This is a genomic window from Streptomyces sp. NPDC058008 (genome assembly GCF_042886395.1).
Taxonomy (GTDB): Bacteria; Actinomycetota; Actinomycetes; order Streptomycetales; family Streptomycetaceae; genus Streptomyces.
In genome coordinates, this window is sequence record NZ_JBHVQX010000038.1 from 27,917 (window position 1) to 42,916 (window position 15,000).

Annotated in this window: 13 protein-coding genes and 2 tRNA genes; 2 read left to right on the forward strand and 13 right to left on the reverse strand. The window is 69.4% G+C overall.

The window, feature by feature from the left end:
- Window positions 1–28 precede the first annotated feature (28 nt).
- The 7 genes from mreD to ACFVS9_RS29625 all read right to left on the reverse strand — a co-directional run bounded on the left by mreD (window position 29) and on the right by ACFVS9_RS29625 (window position 8,370).
- Window positions 29–691, reverse strand: coding sequence for a rod shape-determining protein MreD (gene mreD, locus ACFVS9_RS29595; RefSeq protein WP_383113308.1), 663 nt, complete (start codon window positions 689–691; stop codon window positions 29–31).
- 11 nt (window positions 692–702) lie between these two features.
- Window positions 703–1,761, reverse strand: a complete 1,059-nt coding sequence (gene mreC / locus ACFVS9_RS29600) for a rod shape-determining protein MreC (RefSeq protein ID WP_383113309.1) — start codon at window positions 1,759–1,761, stop codon at window positions 703–705.
- A 110-nt stretch (window positions 1,762–1,871) separates the two neighbouring features.
- Complete coding sequence (locus tag ACFVS9_RS29605; RefSeq protein ID WP_383113310.1) at window positions 1,872–2,891, reverse strand: rod shape-determining protein; 1,020 nt, start codon at window positions 2,889–2,891, stop codon at window positions 1,872–1,874.
- 293 nt (window positions 2,892–3,184) lie between these two features.
- Window positions 3,185–3,598, reverse strand: coding sequence for a nucleoside-diphosphate kinase (gene ndk / locus ACFVS9_RS29610; protein ID WP_376378281.1), 414 nt, complete (start codon window positions 3,596–3,598; stop codon window positions 3,185–3,187).
- Window positions 3,599–3,689: 91 nt separating this feature from the next.
- Entirely contained in the window at window positions 3,690–4,052 is a 363-nt protein-coding gene (locus ACFVS9_RS29615; RefSeq protein ID WP_383113311.1) for a DUF4233 domain-containing protein, read from the reverse strand.
- A gap of 3 nt (window positions 4,053–4,055) precedes the next feature.
- Window positions 4,056–5,579, reverse strand: a complete 1,524-nt coding sequence (locus ACFVS9_RS29620; protein ID WP_383113312.1) for a bifunctional folylpolyglutamate synthase/dihydrofolate synthase — start codon at window positions 5,577–5,579, stop codon at window positions 4,056–4,058.
- Between the two features lie 169 nt (window positions 5,580–5,748).
- Entirely contained in the window at window positions 5,749–8,370 is a 2,622-nt protein-coding gene (locus ACFVS9_RS29625; RefSeq protein ID WP_389937276.1) for a valine--tRNA ligase, read from the reverse strand.
- A 137-nt stretch (window positions 8,371–8,507) separates the two neighbouring features.
- On the opposite strand from ACFVS9_RS29625, the gene ACFVS9_RS29630 reads away from it, so the two are divergent.
- The gene (locus ACFVS9_RS29630) at window positions 8,508–9,488 is read left to right on the forward strand and encodes a hypothetical protein (RefSeq protein WP_389937278.1); all 981 of its coding nucleotides are present in this window, start codon (window positions 8,508–8,510) and stop codon (window positions 9,486–9,488) included.
- 72 nt (window positions 9,489–9,560) lie between these two features.
- Here the strand turns inward: ACFVS9_RS29630 and clpX are convergent, their stop codons facing one another.
- The 5 genes from clpX to ACFVS9_RS29655 all read right to left on the reverse strand — a co-directional run bounded on the left by clpX (window position 9,561) and on the right by ACFVS9_RS29655 (window position 14,289).
- Window positions 9,561–10,859: an ATP-dependent Clp protease ATP-binding subunit ClpX gene (clpX, locus tag ACFVS9_RS29635; RefSeq protein ID WP_007448932.1), complete on the reverse strand. Its 1,299-nt coding sequence runs from the start codon at window positions 10,857–10,859 to the stop codon at window positions 9,561–9,563.
- Window positions 10,860–11,015: 156 nt separating this feature from the next.
- Window positions 11,016–11,699, reverse strand: a complete 684-nt coding sequence (locus tag ACFVS9_RS29640) for an ATP-dependent Clp protease proteolytic subunit (RefSeq protein ID WP_030122564.1) — start codon at window positions 11,697–11,699, stop codon at window positions 11,016–11,018.
- A gap of 67 nt (window positions 11,700–11,766) precedes the next feature.
- Entirely contained in the window at window positions 11,767–12,372 is a 606-nt protein-coding gene (locus tag ACFVS9_RS29645; RefSeq protein ID WP_356883006.1) for an ATP-dependent Clp protease proteolytic subunit, read from the reverse strand.
- A gap of 285 nt (window positions 12,373–12,657) precedes the next feature.
- A complete protein-coding gene (gene tig / locus ACFVS9_RS29650; RefSeq protein WP_383113315.1) occupies window positions 12,658–14,064 on the reverse strand; it encodes a trigger factor in 1,407 nt (468 codons plus the stop codon).
- Between the two features lie 148 nt (window positions 14,065–14,212).
- Window positions 14,213–14,289 (reverse strand) — tRNA-Pro (locus ACFVS9_RS29655).
- Between the two features lie 179 nt (window positions 14,290–14,468).
- Here ACFVS9_RS29655 and ACFVS9_RS29660 point away from each other — a divergent pair.
- Window positions 14,469–14,542: transfer RNA gene (locus tag ACFVS9_RS29660), tRNA-Gly, on the forward strand.
- Window positions 14,543–14,632: 90 nt separating this feature from the next.
- Here the strand turns inward: ACFVS9_RS29660 and ACFVS9_RS29665 are convergent.
- A complete protein-coding gene (locus tag ACFVS9_RS29665; RefSeq protein ID WP_389937283.1) occupies window positions 14,633–14,989 on the reverse strand; it encodes a DUF1330 domain-containing protein in 357 nt (118 codons plus the stop codon).
- Between the last annotated feature and the right edge of the window lie 11 nt (window positions 14,990–15,000).

Here is a 15,000-nt window from a genome sequence, read left to right on the forward strand (position 1 = left end):
CAGGTGTCCGTCCGGTGCCGGTACGGCCTCACAGTCGCTTGACCCCCTTGATCCTTCCCGCGCGTGCGGCGCGTCCGCGGGCCGCCCTCAGGCGCATCCCGCCCCGCTGGCTGCCGATCCGCAGCCCGGTGCCGGAGGCCAGCCAGCCGGCGGCGACGTCGCCGCTGCTGGAACTCTCGGCGACCGGGTCGTTCTCGGTGCGTCTGGCGAGCGCCATGATCAGCGGAACGGTGAACGGCGCGAGGAGCAGGTCGTACACCGCGGCGGTGAACAGCAGGCTGCCCAGGCCCACATGACGGGCGGCCGTGTCGCCGACGAGGGCGCCGACCCCGGCGTACAGCAGGGTCGATCCGATCGCCGCGGCGACGACGAAGGCCATCGGGGTGAAGGCCGACTTGAGCTGGCCGTTCTCCGGGCGGGCCAGTCCGGCGAGGTAGCCGACGAGGCAGAGCACCAGGGCGTAGCGCCCGGCGGCGTGGTCGGCGGGCGGAGCCACGTCGGCGAGGAGGCCCGCGCCGAAGCCGATGAGGGCGCCGCTGACGTGCCCGTAGACGAAGGCGAGTCCGAGGACGACGAGGAGCAGGAGGTCCGGGGTGGCGCCGGGGAGCTGGAGGCGGGCGAGGACGGAGACCTGGATGACGAGGGCGACCACGACCAGGGTGGCGGAGAGCAGCGTCCGGTTGAAGCGCATGGGGATCAGCTCTATTCCTGCTCGTTCGCCGCGTCACCGGCGGCCTGGTCGGCGTTGCCGGAGGCGTCCGGGGAGACGCCCGGGGAGGGTGACGCCCCGGGCTTCTCGTTGATGTTCCCGACCACCGTCCCGTTGCCGTCGACGAGGTCGCCGTTGGGCTGGACCGTGACGGTGACGGTCGGGGTGGGCTTGGGCTTCGCCGGCTTCGCGGGCTGCTTCGGCAGGACCATGTCGCGGGGGTCCTCGCGCGGCGCCTGGACGACGATGCCCACGACGTCGAGCTTGGTGAAGCCGACGTACGGGCGGACGTAGACGGTCCGGGTCAGGTCGCCGCCGGACGGGTCCACGCGGACGACCTCGCCGACCGGCACACCGGGTACGAAGGGCTTGTCCTTGCTGGAGCCGAAGGTGACCAGCCGGTCGCCCTTCTTCACGTCGGCCTTGCCGTTGAGGAACTGGACCGAGAGCGGCCGTGAGCCCTGTCCGGTGGCGAAGCCGAGCTCGTCGGTCTTCTCCAGCCGGGTGCCGACGGTGAAGTCGGGGTCGTTGGCCAGCAGGACGGTCGCGGTGTTCGGGCCGACGGTGGTGACCCGGCCGACGAGCCCCTCGCCGTTCAGCACGGTCATGTCGCGCTGGAGGCCGTCCTTGGCCCCCGCGTCGATGGTGATCGTCCAGGAGAAGCCCTGGGCCGCTCCTATGGCGATGACCTGGGCGGCCTTGATGCCGTACTGGCCGGCGCCGGCGGTCTTCAGCATGGTGTCGAGCTGACGGGCCTTGCTGGTGTTGCGGTCGTCGCTGCCGAGCTTCGTCTTCAGCGCGGTGTTCTCGTGCTCGAGTGCCGCGATCCGGTCGTGCCGGTCACCGGAGTCCCGGACGGCGCCGATGGCGTTGCCCACCGGGTCCACCGCCGCCGAGACGCCGTTCTCGACCGGTCCGAAGACCGTGGCGGCGGCCTGCCGGGCTCCGTCCACCGGTGACCCCTCGCCACCGCGGATATCCACCGTGATCAGGGCGAATGCGATGGCGATCAGCAGCACCAGGAGCAGCCGGCTCTCTCGTGTGTCCCTCACGTGCGGCGGCCGTGCCTTCCTCGTCGGAATGTTCGTGCCTGTGTTTCGTGCCTGTATACCGATGTTCCGCCGTACGGGACGGCAGTGCCCGTACGGCGGAACGTCGTGTCTCAGCGTCGGGGCTGGGCGTCCAGCACCTGCTGGAGTGCCTCGAACTCCTCGACGCACTTGCCGGATCCGAGTGCCACCGAGTCCAGCGGGTCCTCGGCGATGTGGATCGGCATGCCCGTCTCGTGGCGGAGCCGCTCGTCGAGTCCGCGCAGGAGCGCGCCGCCGCCGGTGAGGACGATGCCGCGGTCCATGACGTCACCCGAGAGCTCGGGCGGGCACTTGTCGAGCGTCGTCTTCACGGCGTCGACGATCGCGTTGACGGGCTCCTCGATGGCCTTGCGGACCTCGGTCGCGGAGATGACGACGGTCTTGGGCAGGCCCGAGACCAGGTCGCGTCCGCGGATCTCGGTGTGCTCGTCCTTCTCCATCTCGTACGCCGAGCCGATCGTGATCTTGATCTGTTCGGCGGTGCGCTCACCGAGGAGGAGGGAGTACTCCTTCTTGATGTGCTGGATGATCGCGTTGTCCAGCTCGTCGCCGGCGACCCGGATCGACTGCGCCGTGACGATTCCGCCGAGCGAGATCACGGCGACCTCGGTGGTGCCGCCACCGATGTCGACGACCATGTTGCCGGTGGCCTCGTGGACGGGCAGGCCGGAGCCGATGGCCGCGGCCATGGGCTCCTCGATGATGTGCACCTGGCGCGCGCCCGCCTGCGTCGACGCCTCGATGACGGCGCGTCGCTCGACCCCCGTGATACCGGAGGGCACGCAGACGACGACCCGCGGGCGGGCCAGGTAGCGGCGCTTGTGGATCTTGAGGATGAAGTAGCGGAGCATGCGCTCCGTGATCTCGAAGTCGGCGATCACGCCGTCCTTCAGGGGCCGCACGGCGACGATGTTGCCGGGTGTGCGGCCGATCATCTTCTTTGCCTCGGCGCCGACCGCCAGGATGCCACCGGTGTTGGTGTTGATGGCCACGACGGACGGCTCGTTCAGAACGATGCCGCGCCCCCTGACGTACACCAGCGTGTTGGCAGTCCCGAGGTCGATAGCCATGTCACGGCCGATGAACGACATTGAGTTCCCCTTGTTCCCCATGAGGATGCGTCGGGCCTTCCCAAGAAGCGAAGAATGGCTTGATTCAGGTAGGCGAGGGTTGGCGCTGCGGGCGTGGAAGCTTCCATCGTAGTGCCGTATGCACGGACACAGCGCGAGGGTCCTTCGCCATGGTGAGCAGAACGGCTGCCCGTTCCACCCATGGTGACGTTACGTCGGGGGGATGCGTTCCCGCGATACGTGACCCTATGCCGAAGGGCGACCGAATTACTTCGGTCGCCCCAGGTCATGAGCGCTGATTGGGGGATCCGAAGTCAGGAAAGTCCGGGAAAGAAAAGCTTGAGTTCCCGCTCCGCGGACTCCTCCGAGTCCGAGGCGTGGATGAGGTTCTCCCGGGTGATCGAGCCGAAATCACCACGGATCGAGCCGGGCGCGGCGGCGATCGGGTCGGTGGGGCCGGCCAGGGCACGGACGCCCTCGATGACCCGCTCGCCTTCGGCCACCAGAGCGACGACGGGGCCGGAGGCCATGAACTCGACGAGCGGCTCGTAGAAGGGACGGCCCTTGTGCTCGCCGTAGTGCTGCTCCAGGGTCTCCTGGTCGAGCGTGCGCAGCTCCAGCGCGGTGATCGTCCAGCCGGCCTTGCGTTCGATGCGGCCGACGATCTCGCCGATCAGCCCACGCCGGACGGCGTCGGGCTTGAGAAGGACGAGGGTGCGCTGGGTCATGTGCGGCTCCTTGCAGACTTTCGGTTCGGGTGAGGGCGAGATTACAGGGGTACGCCGGCGGGCCGACGGGCGGGCTTACGCTCCGTCATCCTCAGGCCGGGGCCTGCGCGCTCTCCTGCGCCTCGGCCTGGGCCGCCCACCGCGCCTTCGCCTCGTCGATCTTCCGCCCGTAGTGCACCGAGGCCCACCACAGGGCGCCGAAGATCACTCCGAGGATGAACATCGTGGGCACGAAGAACCCGCTCGCCACCAGCAGGACCTGGAGCGCCCAGCCGAGCTGGATGCCGCCCGGCCGGGTGATCACACCGCAGAGCAGGACCGACAGCAGCATGCCGATGCCGCAGACCGTCCAGACCGTGGCCATGGACAGACCGTCGGTCTTCATCGCCACGAGCCCGGCGAAGCCGATGACGAAGAACTCGCCGATCAGCGTCGAAGCACAGAGCGTACGCACAGGTCAGCGCCTTCCCAGAAGCAGCCGGGCCTCGCCGACCGTGATCACGGATCCGGTCACCAGGACCCCGGCGCCCGCGTATTCGGCCTCCTCCTCGGCGAGGGTGATGGCCGCCTCCAGGGCGTCGTCCAGACGGGGCTCGACCTGGACGCGGTCGTTGCCGAAGACCTCGACGGCGACCGCCGCGAGCGCGTCGGCGTCCATGGCGCGCGGGCTGGAGTTCCGGGTGACGACGATCTCGGCGAAGATCGGCTCGAAGGCTTCGAGGAGCCCCCGGACGTCCTTGCCGTCACTGGCGCCGACGACCCCGATGAGCCGGGAGAAGCTGAACGCCTCGGAGATGCCCTCGGCGGTGGCGAGGGCTCCGGCCGGGTTGTGCGCCGCGTCCAGGACGACGGTCGGGCTGGACCGGACGACCTCCAGGCGTCCCGGCGAGAGCACCGAGGCGAAGGCCTTGCGGACCGCATCGATGTCGAGGCTGCGGGCCTGGTCCGCGCCGATGCCGAAGAACGCCTCGACGGCGGCGAGCGCTACCGCGGCGTTGTGGGCCTGATGCGCCCCGTAGAGCGGGAGGAAGATGGTGTCGTACTCGCCGCCCAGCCCCCGCAGGGTCAGCAGCTGCCCGCCGACCGCGATCTCGCGGGAGACGATGCCGAACTCCATGCCCTCGCGGGCGACCGTGGCGTCCACCTCGACGGCCTTCTTCAGCATGACCTGAGCGGCGTCCACCGGCTGCTGGGCCAGGATCACCGTGGCGTCCTGCTTGACGATGCCGGACTTCTCACCGGCGATCTCCCCCGCGGTGGTGCCGAGGCGGTCGGTGTGGTCCAGCGAGATCGGGGTGACGACGGCGACCGAGGCGTCGATGACGTTCGTCGCGTCCCAGGTGCCGCCCATGCCGACCTCGACGACCGCGACGTCGACCGGCGCGTCGGCGAAGGCCGCGTACGCCATGCCGGTCAGGACCTCGAAGAAGGAGAGCCGGTAGGGCTGCTGGGCGTCGACCATCTCGACGTACGGCTTGACGTCGTTGTACGTCTCGACGAAGCGCTCGGCGTCGATCGGGGCGCCGTCCAGGCTGATCCGCTCGGTGATCGACTGCACGTGCGGGGAGGTGTAGCGGCCGGTGCGCAGGTCCAGGGCGTTCAGCAGGGCCTCGATCATGCGGGCCGTGCTGGTCTTGCCGTTCGTCCCCGTGATGTGGATCGAGGGGTAGGCGCGCTGGGGCTCGCCCAGCACGTCCATCAGGGCCGCGATGCGGGTCACCGACGGTTCGAGCTTGGTCTCGCCCCAGCGGCCGGCGAGCTCCTGCTCCACCTCGCGCAGCGCCCGGTCGGTCTCGGGGTCGGCGGGACGGTCGGGGACCGCCTCGCCCTGCGGCGGCCCGGACCGGGTGCGCAGCGTACGGCTCCCGGCCTCGATCACCGCCAGGTCGGGATCGCGCTGGGTCTCCTCGTCGACGATCTCCGCGAAGGTGTCGTCGGGATCGGACGCGTCGTGCCGGTCTGAAGGGCGGGGCTCACTCACAGGGCCAGTCTACGGATGGCCGCCGACATCGCGCGCAGCGCCCGGTGCCGCGCTCCCCCGGGTACGGCGGAGCCCCCGCGCTCCCGGTCGGTCGGGTGCGCGGGGACTCCGGTCCGGGTCCGGCCGGCACACGGCGCCGTACCCGTGCGCCGGCCGGACCTCCAGGTCATCAGGCCTGGGGCAGATTCGCCAGCTGGGCGCTGATCCGCTCGATGTCGGCCTCGGCCTTGGAGAGCCGGCCGCGGATCTTGTCGACCACGTTGTCCGGGGCCTTCGCCAGGAAGGCCTCGTTGCCGAGCTTGCCGTCGGCCTGCGCCTTCTCCTTCTCGGCGGCGCCCAGGTCCTTCGTGAGGCGCTTGCGCTCGGCCTCGACGTCGATGGTCCCGGACAGGTCGAGGGCGACCGTGGCCCCCGCGACCGGCAGCGTGGCCGTGGCGTGGAAGCCGTCACCGGCCGGCTGGAGGCGCAGCAGCTGGCGGATGGCCGCCTCGTGCGGGGCGAGCACCGTCCCGGTGACGGTCAGCTCGGCCGGGACCTTCTGGCCGGGCTGCAGCCCCTGGTCGGAGCGGAAGCGGCGGACCTCCGTGACGACCTGCTGGACCAGCTCGATCTCCTTCTCGGCCGCCTCGTCCCGGAAGCCGCTGTCCACGGGCCAGGCGGCGACGACGACGGACTCCTCACCGGTGAGCGTCGTCCAGAGCTGCTCGGTGACGAACGGGACGATCGGGTGCAGCAGCCGGAGCGTGACGTCCAGGACCTCGCCGAGGACCCGGGCGGACACCTTGGCCTGCTCGCCGCCCGCGAAGAACGTGGTCTTCGACAGCTCGACGTACCAGTCGAAGACCTCGTCCCACGCGAAGTGGTAGAGGGCGTCGCTGAGCTTGGCGAACTGGAAGTCCTCGTAGAACGCGTCGGCGTCGGCGACCGTCTTGTTCAGCCGGGACAGGATCCACCGGTCGGTGGCGGAGAGCTGCTCGACGGGCGGGAGCTCGCCCGCGACCGTCGCGCCGTTCATCATCGCGAAGCGGGTGGCGTTCCAGATCTTGTTGGCGAAGTTGCGGGAGGCCTGGACCCAGTCCTCGCCGATCGGGACGTCGGTGCCGGGGTTGGCGCCCTTGGCGAGGGTGAACCGGACGGCGTCGGAGCCGTAGGTGTCCATCCAGTCCAGCGGGTCGACGACGTTGCCGAAGGACTTCGACATCTTCTTGCCGCGCTCGTCACGGACCAGGCCGGTGAGCGCGATCGTCCTGAAGGGGGCCTCGCCGTCCATGACGTACAGGCCGAACATCATCATCCGGGCGACCCAGAAGAAGATGATGTCGTGGCCGGTGACGAGGACGTCGGTCGGGTAGAACTTCTTGAGGTCCGGGGTCTCCTCGGGCCAGCCGAGCGTGGAGAACGGCCACAGGCCGGACGAGAACCACGTGTCCAGGACGTCGGCGTCCTGCGTCCAGCCCTCGCCGGCGGGCGGCTGCTCGTCGGGGCCGACGCAGACGACCTGGCCCTCGGGGCCGTACCAGACGGGGATGCGGTGGCCCCACCAGAGCTGGCGCGAGATGCACCAGTCGTTGAGGTTGTCGACCCAGTCGAAGTACCGCTTCTCCATCTCCTTGGGGTGGATCGCGACCCGGCCGTCGCGGACCGCGTCACCGGCGGCCTCGGCGAGGGTCTCGACCTTGACCCACCACTGGAGGGAGAGCCGGGGCTCGACCGTCGTGCGGCAGCGCGAGCAGTGGCCGACGGAGTGGACGTACGGGCGCTTCTCCGCGACGATCCGGCCCTGTCCGCGCAGCGCGCCGACGATGGCGGACCTGGCCTCGAAGCGGTCGAGGCCCTCGAACGGACCGGCGACGGTGATGACACCGCGCTCGTCCATGACGGTCATCGACTCCAGGCCGTGGCGCTGGCCGATCGCGAAGTCGTTCGGGTCGTGCGCCGGGGTCACCTTGACGGCACCGGTGCCGAACTCCGGGTCGACGTGGTGGTCGGCGACGACGGGGATCGTGCGGTCCGTCAGCGGCAGCTTGATCCGCCGGCCGATGAGGTGCGTGTAGCGCGCGTCGTCCGGGTGGACGGCGACCGCGGTGTCACCGAGCATCGTCTCGGCGCGGGTCGTGGCGACGACCAGCGTCTCCTCGCCCTCTCCGTAGGTGATGGAGACGAGCTCGCCGTCGTCGTCCTGGTAGTCGACCTCGATGTCGGAGATCGCGGTGAGGCAGCGGGGGCACCAGTTGATGATGCGCTCGGCGCGGTAGATCAGCTCGTCGTCGTACATCTTCTTGAAGACGGTCTGGACCGCGGCGGACAGGCCCTCGTCCATGGTGAAGCGCTCGCGGGACCAGTCGACGCCGTCTCCGAGGCGGCGCATCTGGCCGAGGATCTTGCCGCCGTACTCCTCCTTCCACTGCCAGACGCGCTCGACGAAGTCCTCGCGCCCCAGGTCGTGGCGGGACTTGCCCTCCTCGCCGAGCTGCTGCTCGACCTTGTTCTGGGTGGCGATGCCGGCGTGGTCCATGCCGGGCAGCCACAGCGTCTCGTGGCCCTGCATCCGCTTGCGGCGGGTCAGGGCGTCCATCAGCGTGTGCTGGAAGGCGTGGCCGAGGTGCAGGGAGCCGGTGACGTTGGGCGGCGGGATGACGATCGTGTACGGAGGCTTCTCGCTCTCCGGGTCCGCCGTGAAGTAACCGCGCTCCACCCAGCGCTCGTACAGCTTCCCCTCTACCTCGGCCGGCGCGTACTGGGTCGGCAGTTCGGGGATGCTGGCTGGCTGCTGCGCTGCGTTCTCGGTCACGGCACACAGTTTAGGGGCGTCACAGTCGTGCACTGAAACCGGTTTGTTGAGTAACGGTGTACGCCCGGACGCCCTGCGTGAGCGCCGCTTCCGTCAGGATGTCCGCAACGCACAAGCATTCTGGAGGGGACAGCGCCATGAGCCACAACCAGCCGGGCCCGTACGGCCAGCAGCCGCCGCAGGGCGGGCCGGGACCGTACGGACAGCAGCCGGGCCCGTACGGCCAGCAGCCCGGCCCCTACGGCCAGCAGCCGGGCCCGTACGGCAGCCCTCCGCCGCAGGGGCAGCCCGGCTACGGCTACCCGCAGCAGGCCCCCCAGGGCGTGCCGCCGCAGGGCTACGGCTATCCGCCGGGGCAGCAGCCGGGCCCGTACGGACAGCAGCCGCCCGCCCCGCCGTACGGGGGCCCGCAGGCGTACCCCGGCATGCCGCCGCAGCCGGGTGCGCCGAAGAAGCGGACCGGCCTGATCGTCGGCGCGGTGGTGGTGGCGCTGGCCGTGGTCGCGGGCGGGGTGTACTTCCTCACGTCGAGCGGCGGCAACAGCGACGTGGCGGAGGCCACCAAGGGGTACAAGCTCACGCCCGCCGACGCGGTGGACGACTACAAGAGGGCCGCGCCGGCGAAGTCCACCGCCCTGACGGGCACGGCGAAGGCCCAGGCCGAGGCCCTGGGGATCCGGAACGCGAACCGGGTGAACGCCACCTACCTCAGCGGTGACGCCCAGGCCGTGGCGAAGGCACTCGGGTTCACGGGCTACTGGGGCGAGATCGACGACCCGGCGAAGACCCTCGACCTCGCCCTCAGCGATCCCAAGCAGGCGGGGCAGGGCGATGACGCCACGTTCGTCGGCGAGGCCGAGGCCGTCGAACCCGACGGCCTCGACGGCGCGTTGATGAAGTGCCGGACCGCCAAGGTGATCAACAAGGACGGCGACGGTACGCCGGAGAACGGGCCCAAGGAGATCGTCACGCCCGTCTGCGTGTGGTCCGACCACAGCACCCTGGCCATCGTCGTGGGCGCCGACCGCGGCGCGCTGCTGGCCGGCAAGTCCATGCCGCAGAACGACGTGGCCACCCTCGCCGCGAAGCTCTACAACACCTCACGCACCAAGATCTGACCGGCCCGGCCTCAACGCCGAAGGGGCGCCCGGCTGTTGCCCGGGCGCCCCTTCGGCGTGCGTGCTGCGCGCCTACGCGGACTTCTCGTGGCGGCCGCCGTCGTTCTTGCCGATCGTGCGCGGCTCGCGCGGGACCAGCGTCGGGTTGACGTTGTTGCGGACGACGTCCGGGGTGATGACGACGCGGGCCACGTCCTTGCGGGACGGCACCTCGTACATCACGGACTGGAGGACCTCTTCCATGATGGCGCGCAGACCGCGCGCGCCCGTCTGGCGGAGGATCGCCTGGTCGGCGATGGCTTCGAGTGCCTCGCGCTCGAAGTCCAGCTCCACGCCGTCGAGTTCGAACAGGCGCTGGTACTGCTTCACCAGCGCGTTGCGCGGCTCGATCAGGATCTGGAGCAGCGCCTCGCGGTCCAGGTTGTGGACCGAGGTCAGGACCGGGAGGCGGCCGATGAACTCGGGGATCATCCCGAACTTCACCAGGTCCTCCGGCATGACCTCCTGGAACTGGTCGCTCGCCTGGATCTCCAGCTTGGAGCGGATCGTCGCCCCGAAGCCGATGCCCTTGGCACCGGCCCGCGACTCGATGATCTTCTCCAGGCCCGAGAAGGCGCCGCCCACGATGAACAGGACGTTCGTCGTGTCGATCTGGATGAACTCCTGGTGCGGGTGCTTCCGTCCGCCCTGCGGCGGTACGGAGGCGGTGGTGCCCTCCAGGATCTTCAGCAGGGCCTGCTGGACGCCCTCGCCGGAGACGTCGCGCGTGATCGACGGGTTCTCGCTCTTGCGGGCGACCTTGTCGATCTCGTCGATGTAGATGATGCCCGTCTCGGCCTTCTTGACGTCGTAGTCGGCGGCCTGGATGAGCTTCAGCAGGATGTTCTCGACGTCCTCGCCGACATAGCCGGCCTCCGTCAGCGCCGTCGCGTCCGCGATGGCGAACGGGACGTTGAGCATGCGGGCCAGCGTCTGCGCGAGGAGTGTCTTGCCGGAGCCGGTGGGGCCCAGCAGCAGGATGTTGGACTTGGCGAGCTCGATGGCGTCCTCGCGGTTCGCGCCACCGCCGTTCTCGCCGGCCTGGACCCGCTTGTAGTGGTTGTACACAGCGACCGAGAGGGCCTTCTTCGCGGGCTCCTGCCCGACGACGTACCCCTCGAGGAACTCGTAGATCTCGCGCGGCTTGGGAAGCTCCTCCCACCGCACCTCGGAGGTCTCCGCGAGCTCCTCCTCGATGATCTCGTTGCAGAGATCGATGCACTCGTCGCAGATGTACACACCGGGTCCCGCGATGAGCTTCTTCACCTGCTTCTGGCTCTTTCCGCAGAACGAGCACTTGAGCAGGTCGCCGCCATCACCGATGCGTGCCACGAGGTGCTTCCCCTTCGCCTGGGAGCAGCCTGGTTCAGCGGCTCCTGGTGCCTCTATCCGACGGTACCTTGCCTGGCCCCCCGTTCGGGCCCCCCTTGGCACGGTTCACACGGCCGGGGCCGCGCGGTTGGAACGTGCCAAGGGGAAAGACCGACGTCAGACGGACGCGCCGGCCGTGGTCTTACGGGTGGAGACGATCTGGTCCACCAGACCGTACGCGAGTGCGTCGTCCGCGGTAAGGATCTTGTCGCGCTCGATGTCCTCGCTGATCTTCTCCAGCGGGGTGGTGGAGTGCTTGGCCAGCATCTCCTCGAGCTGCGTGCGCATCCGCAGGATCTCGTTGGCCGCGATCTCCAGGTCGGAGAGCTGCTCGCGGCCGGTCTGCGAGGACGGCTGGTGGATGAGCACCCGGGCGTGCGGGAGCGCCATGCGCTTGCCGGGGGTGCCCGCGGCCAGCAGGACGGCGGCGGCGGAGGCGGCCTGGCCCATGCAGACCGTCTGGATGTCCGGCTTCACGAACTGCATCGTGTCGTAGATCGCGGTGAGCGCGGTGAACGAGCCGCCGGGGCTGTTGATGTAGATCGAGATGTCGCGGTCCGGGTCCATCGACTCCAGGCACAGGAGCTGCGCCATGACGTCGTTGGCCGAGGCGTCGTCGATCTGGACGCCGAGGAAGATCACGCGCTCCTCGAAGAGCTTCGCGTACGGGTCGTACTCGCGCACACCCTGCGAGGTGCGCTCGACGAAGCGCGGGACGACGTAGCGGTTGTCCACCTGCGGGCCGGTGTAGAGGCCGCTCGCGGAGGCGCCGGAGAAGTTGTTCATGTGGGTCTTCACCATCCTGGTGGCGTTCATATGGGCTGGGGGTCTCGGCGTACGAGAGGGTGCGGGGCCGTGCACGCCCGGATCAGGCGCCGGTGCCGCCGCCGCCCGGGATGCCCGACGCGACCGAGATGATCTCGTCGATGAGGCCGTAGTCCTTGGCCTCCTCGGCGGTGTACCAGCGGTCGCGGTCGCCGTCGCGGATGATCGTCTCCACGCTCTGGCCGGAGTGGTGGGCGGTGATCTCGGCCATCCGCGTCTTCGTACGGAGCAGGTACTGCGCCTGGATCTTGATGTCCGATGCGGTACCGCCGATGCCGGCCGAACCCTGGTGCATCAGGATGTCGGTGTTCGGGAGCGCGAAGCGCTTGCCCGCCGTGCCGCCGGTGAGCAGGAACTGGCCCATCGAGGCCGCCATGCCCATACCGATGGTGACCACGTCGTTCGGGATGTACTGCATGGTGTCGTAGACCGCCATGCCTGCCGTCACCGAGCCGCCGGGGCTGTTGATGTAGAGGTAGATGTCCTTGTCGGGTTCCGCGGCAAGGAGCAGGAGCTGTGCGGTGATCTTGTTGGCGATGTCATCGTCGACCTGCTGGCCGAGGAAGATGATGCGCTCGCCGAGCAGTCGGCTGTAGACCTGGTCACCGAGGCCTCCACCGAGGGACGGCTCTCCGGCGGCGTAGGGCATCAGATTCGTCACGTATCCACCTGCTCGTCTCTGACGGCTCCGGCCGTCTCAGCGTCTTCGTACCGGGTGGGCCGGGACTACCCGACCCTTCCTCTTCATGGACCCTAACGCGCAGGTGGGACAACGCCATCCCGCTTCCCCAACTGTTCGCTGGGAGCGCAAGGTGAGCAGTCCGCACAAGGGTTCCCGGGTACGTCCCGGGGCGCGGGGCCGATACGACGGCGGGCCCCGGACGTGAATGTCCGGGGCCCGCCGTGCGGATCAGATCAACGATCGGAGCGGGGCTCAGGCCTCGTTCTTCTCGTCCTTCTTCGCGTCGGCCGGCTCGGCGGTGTCGCCCTCGGCGGCCTCGGCCGTCGTGGCGGCCTCGTCCGCGTCCTCCTCGTCCTCCAGCTCGACGATCTCACCGTTCGTGTCGGTGACCTTGGCGGCCTCGACGACGACGGCGAGCGCCTTGCCGCGGGCGACCTCGCCGACGAGCATCGGCACCTGGCCGCCTTCGACGACGGCCTGGGCGAACTGGTCGGGGCTCATGCCGGAGGACGCCGCACGCCGCATGAGGTGCTCGGTGAGCTCCTCCTGGTTGACGTTCAGCTTCTCCTTGTTGACGAGCTCGTCGAGGATGAACTGGGTCTTGATGCCCTTGACGGCCTGCTCGGAGGTCTCGTTCTCGAACTCCTCCAGGGTCTTGCCCTGGATCTCGAGGTACTTCTCCAGGTCGAGGCCCATCTGGCCGAGCTGGTGGTGCTCGAGGTTGTGCTTGCGGGTCTGGACCTCGTCCGCGAGGAGCTTCTCGGGGATCGGGACCTCGGCCAGCTTCAGCAGCTCCTCGAGGACGCGCTCCTGGGCCTGGGTGGCCTGGTCGTACTGCTTGGTGTTCTCGAGGCGCTTGCGGCTGTCCTCGCGCAGCTCGGCGAGCGTGTCGAACTCGCTCGCCATCTGCGCGAAGTCGTCGTCCAGCTCGGGCAGTTCGCGGGCGGCGACGGCGGTGACCTTGACGGTGACCTCCGCTTCCTTGCCCTCCGCGGAGCCACCCTTCAGCTCGGAGGTGAAGGTGGCCTCGCCACCGGCCTCCAGGCCGGTCACGGCCTCGTCGATGCCGTCGAGGAGCTCGCCGGAACCGATGGTGTACGAGACACCGGCGGCCACGCCGTCCTCGAGGACCTCTCCGTCGACCTTGGCCTCCAGGTCGATCGTCACGACGTCGCCCTCGGCGGCCGCGCGCTCGACCGGGTTGGTGGAGGCGAAGCGGTCGCGGAGCTGCTCCACGGCCTTGTCGACGTCCTCCTCGGTGACTTCGAGTGCGTCCACGGTGACCTCGATGCCGGAGTAGTCCGGGATCTCGATCTCGGGACGGACGTCCACCTCGGCGGTGAAGGCCAGCAGCTCGCCGTCCTTGAGCTCGGTGATGTCAACCTCGGGCTGGCCCAGAACGTTGAGCTCACCCTCGTTGACAGCCTCGGTGTAGAACTTCGGAAGGGCGTCGTTGACGGCCTCCTCCAGCACAGCACCACGGCCGAACCGCTGGTCGATGACGCGGTTGGGGATCTTGCCCTTACGGAAGCCCTTCACCGTGACCTGCTGGTTGATCTTCTTGTACGCCGCGTCGAGGCTGTCCTTGAGCTCCTCGAAGGGCACCTCGATGCTGAGCCGAACCCGAGTCGGGTTCAGGGTCTCCACGGCGCTCTTCACGGTTCGGTCTCCTTGGTGGCTGACTTCTTGGGGTTCTGCTGGGCCGCCGGGGCGGCTTCGCGGATCGAGCCCGGTACATCAGACACACGGGCACGCAATTTGCATAGTAACGGCAAGGGGGAGCACTCCCACAATGCGATCTTGCTGGTGGTCGGGGTGGCCGGATTCGAACCGACGACCTTCCGCTCCCAAAGCGGACGCGCTACCAAGCTGCGCCACACCCCGTCGGTGCGACACGTAGGGTACATGCAGACGAGCGCTGCGTCGGCCGCTTCGCGCGGCCCGTCACGAGGACCGGCACCGGGGCCGTCACGGGGCACGGCGGTACGGGTGTGCGGACACCCTCCCCGACCCGCTACGATGCTTCCCGTACCGCGGTCCGCCGGACCTGCGGTGCGGTGCTCGCGGGCGTAGCTCAATGGTAGAGCCCTAGTCTTCCAAACTAGCTACGCGGGTTCGATTCCCGTCGCCCGCTCCAACGGCTCAGGGCCGGGCGGAGGATGTTTCCTCCGCCCGGCCCTGAGTGCTTCCACGGGCGCCCGTGCCCCATCCCCCGGGCGCGCTGTCCTCAGGCCGGCGGTGCGGCGGGCAGGGCGTCCCGCAGCGCCTTCACGGCGGCGGCCGGGTCGTAGCCCTCGGGGACGCCCTCGACGAGGATGACGTCGCCCTCGATGTGGCGCGAGCGCAGGGGTGCGATCTCCCGGTACGCGGGAGAGTCCCACCAGGCCCGCGCCTCCTCGATCCCCGGGAAGCCGATCATCACGACGTGCCCCGGCCAGTCGCCCTCCTTGACCTCGTGCGCCGTCATGTGGACGAGGAAGCGTCCGCCGTGGGGCTCGAAGGTGCCGGGCAGCCGCTCGATGTACCGCGCGATCTCGGGGTGCGGGGCGGCCTCCCGCAGGCGGGCTATGGCGTAGGCGGGCATGGTGTCCTTCC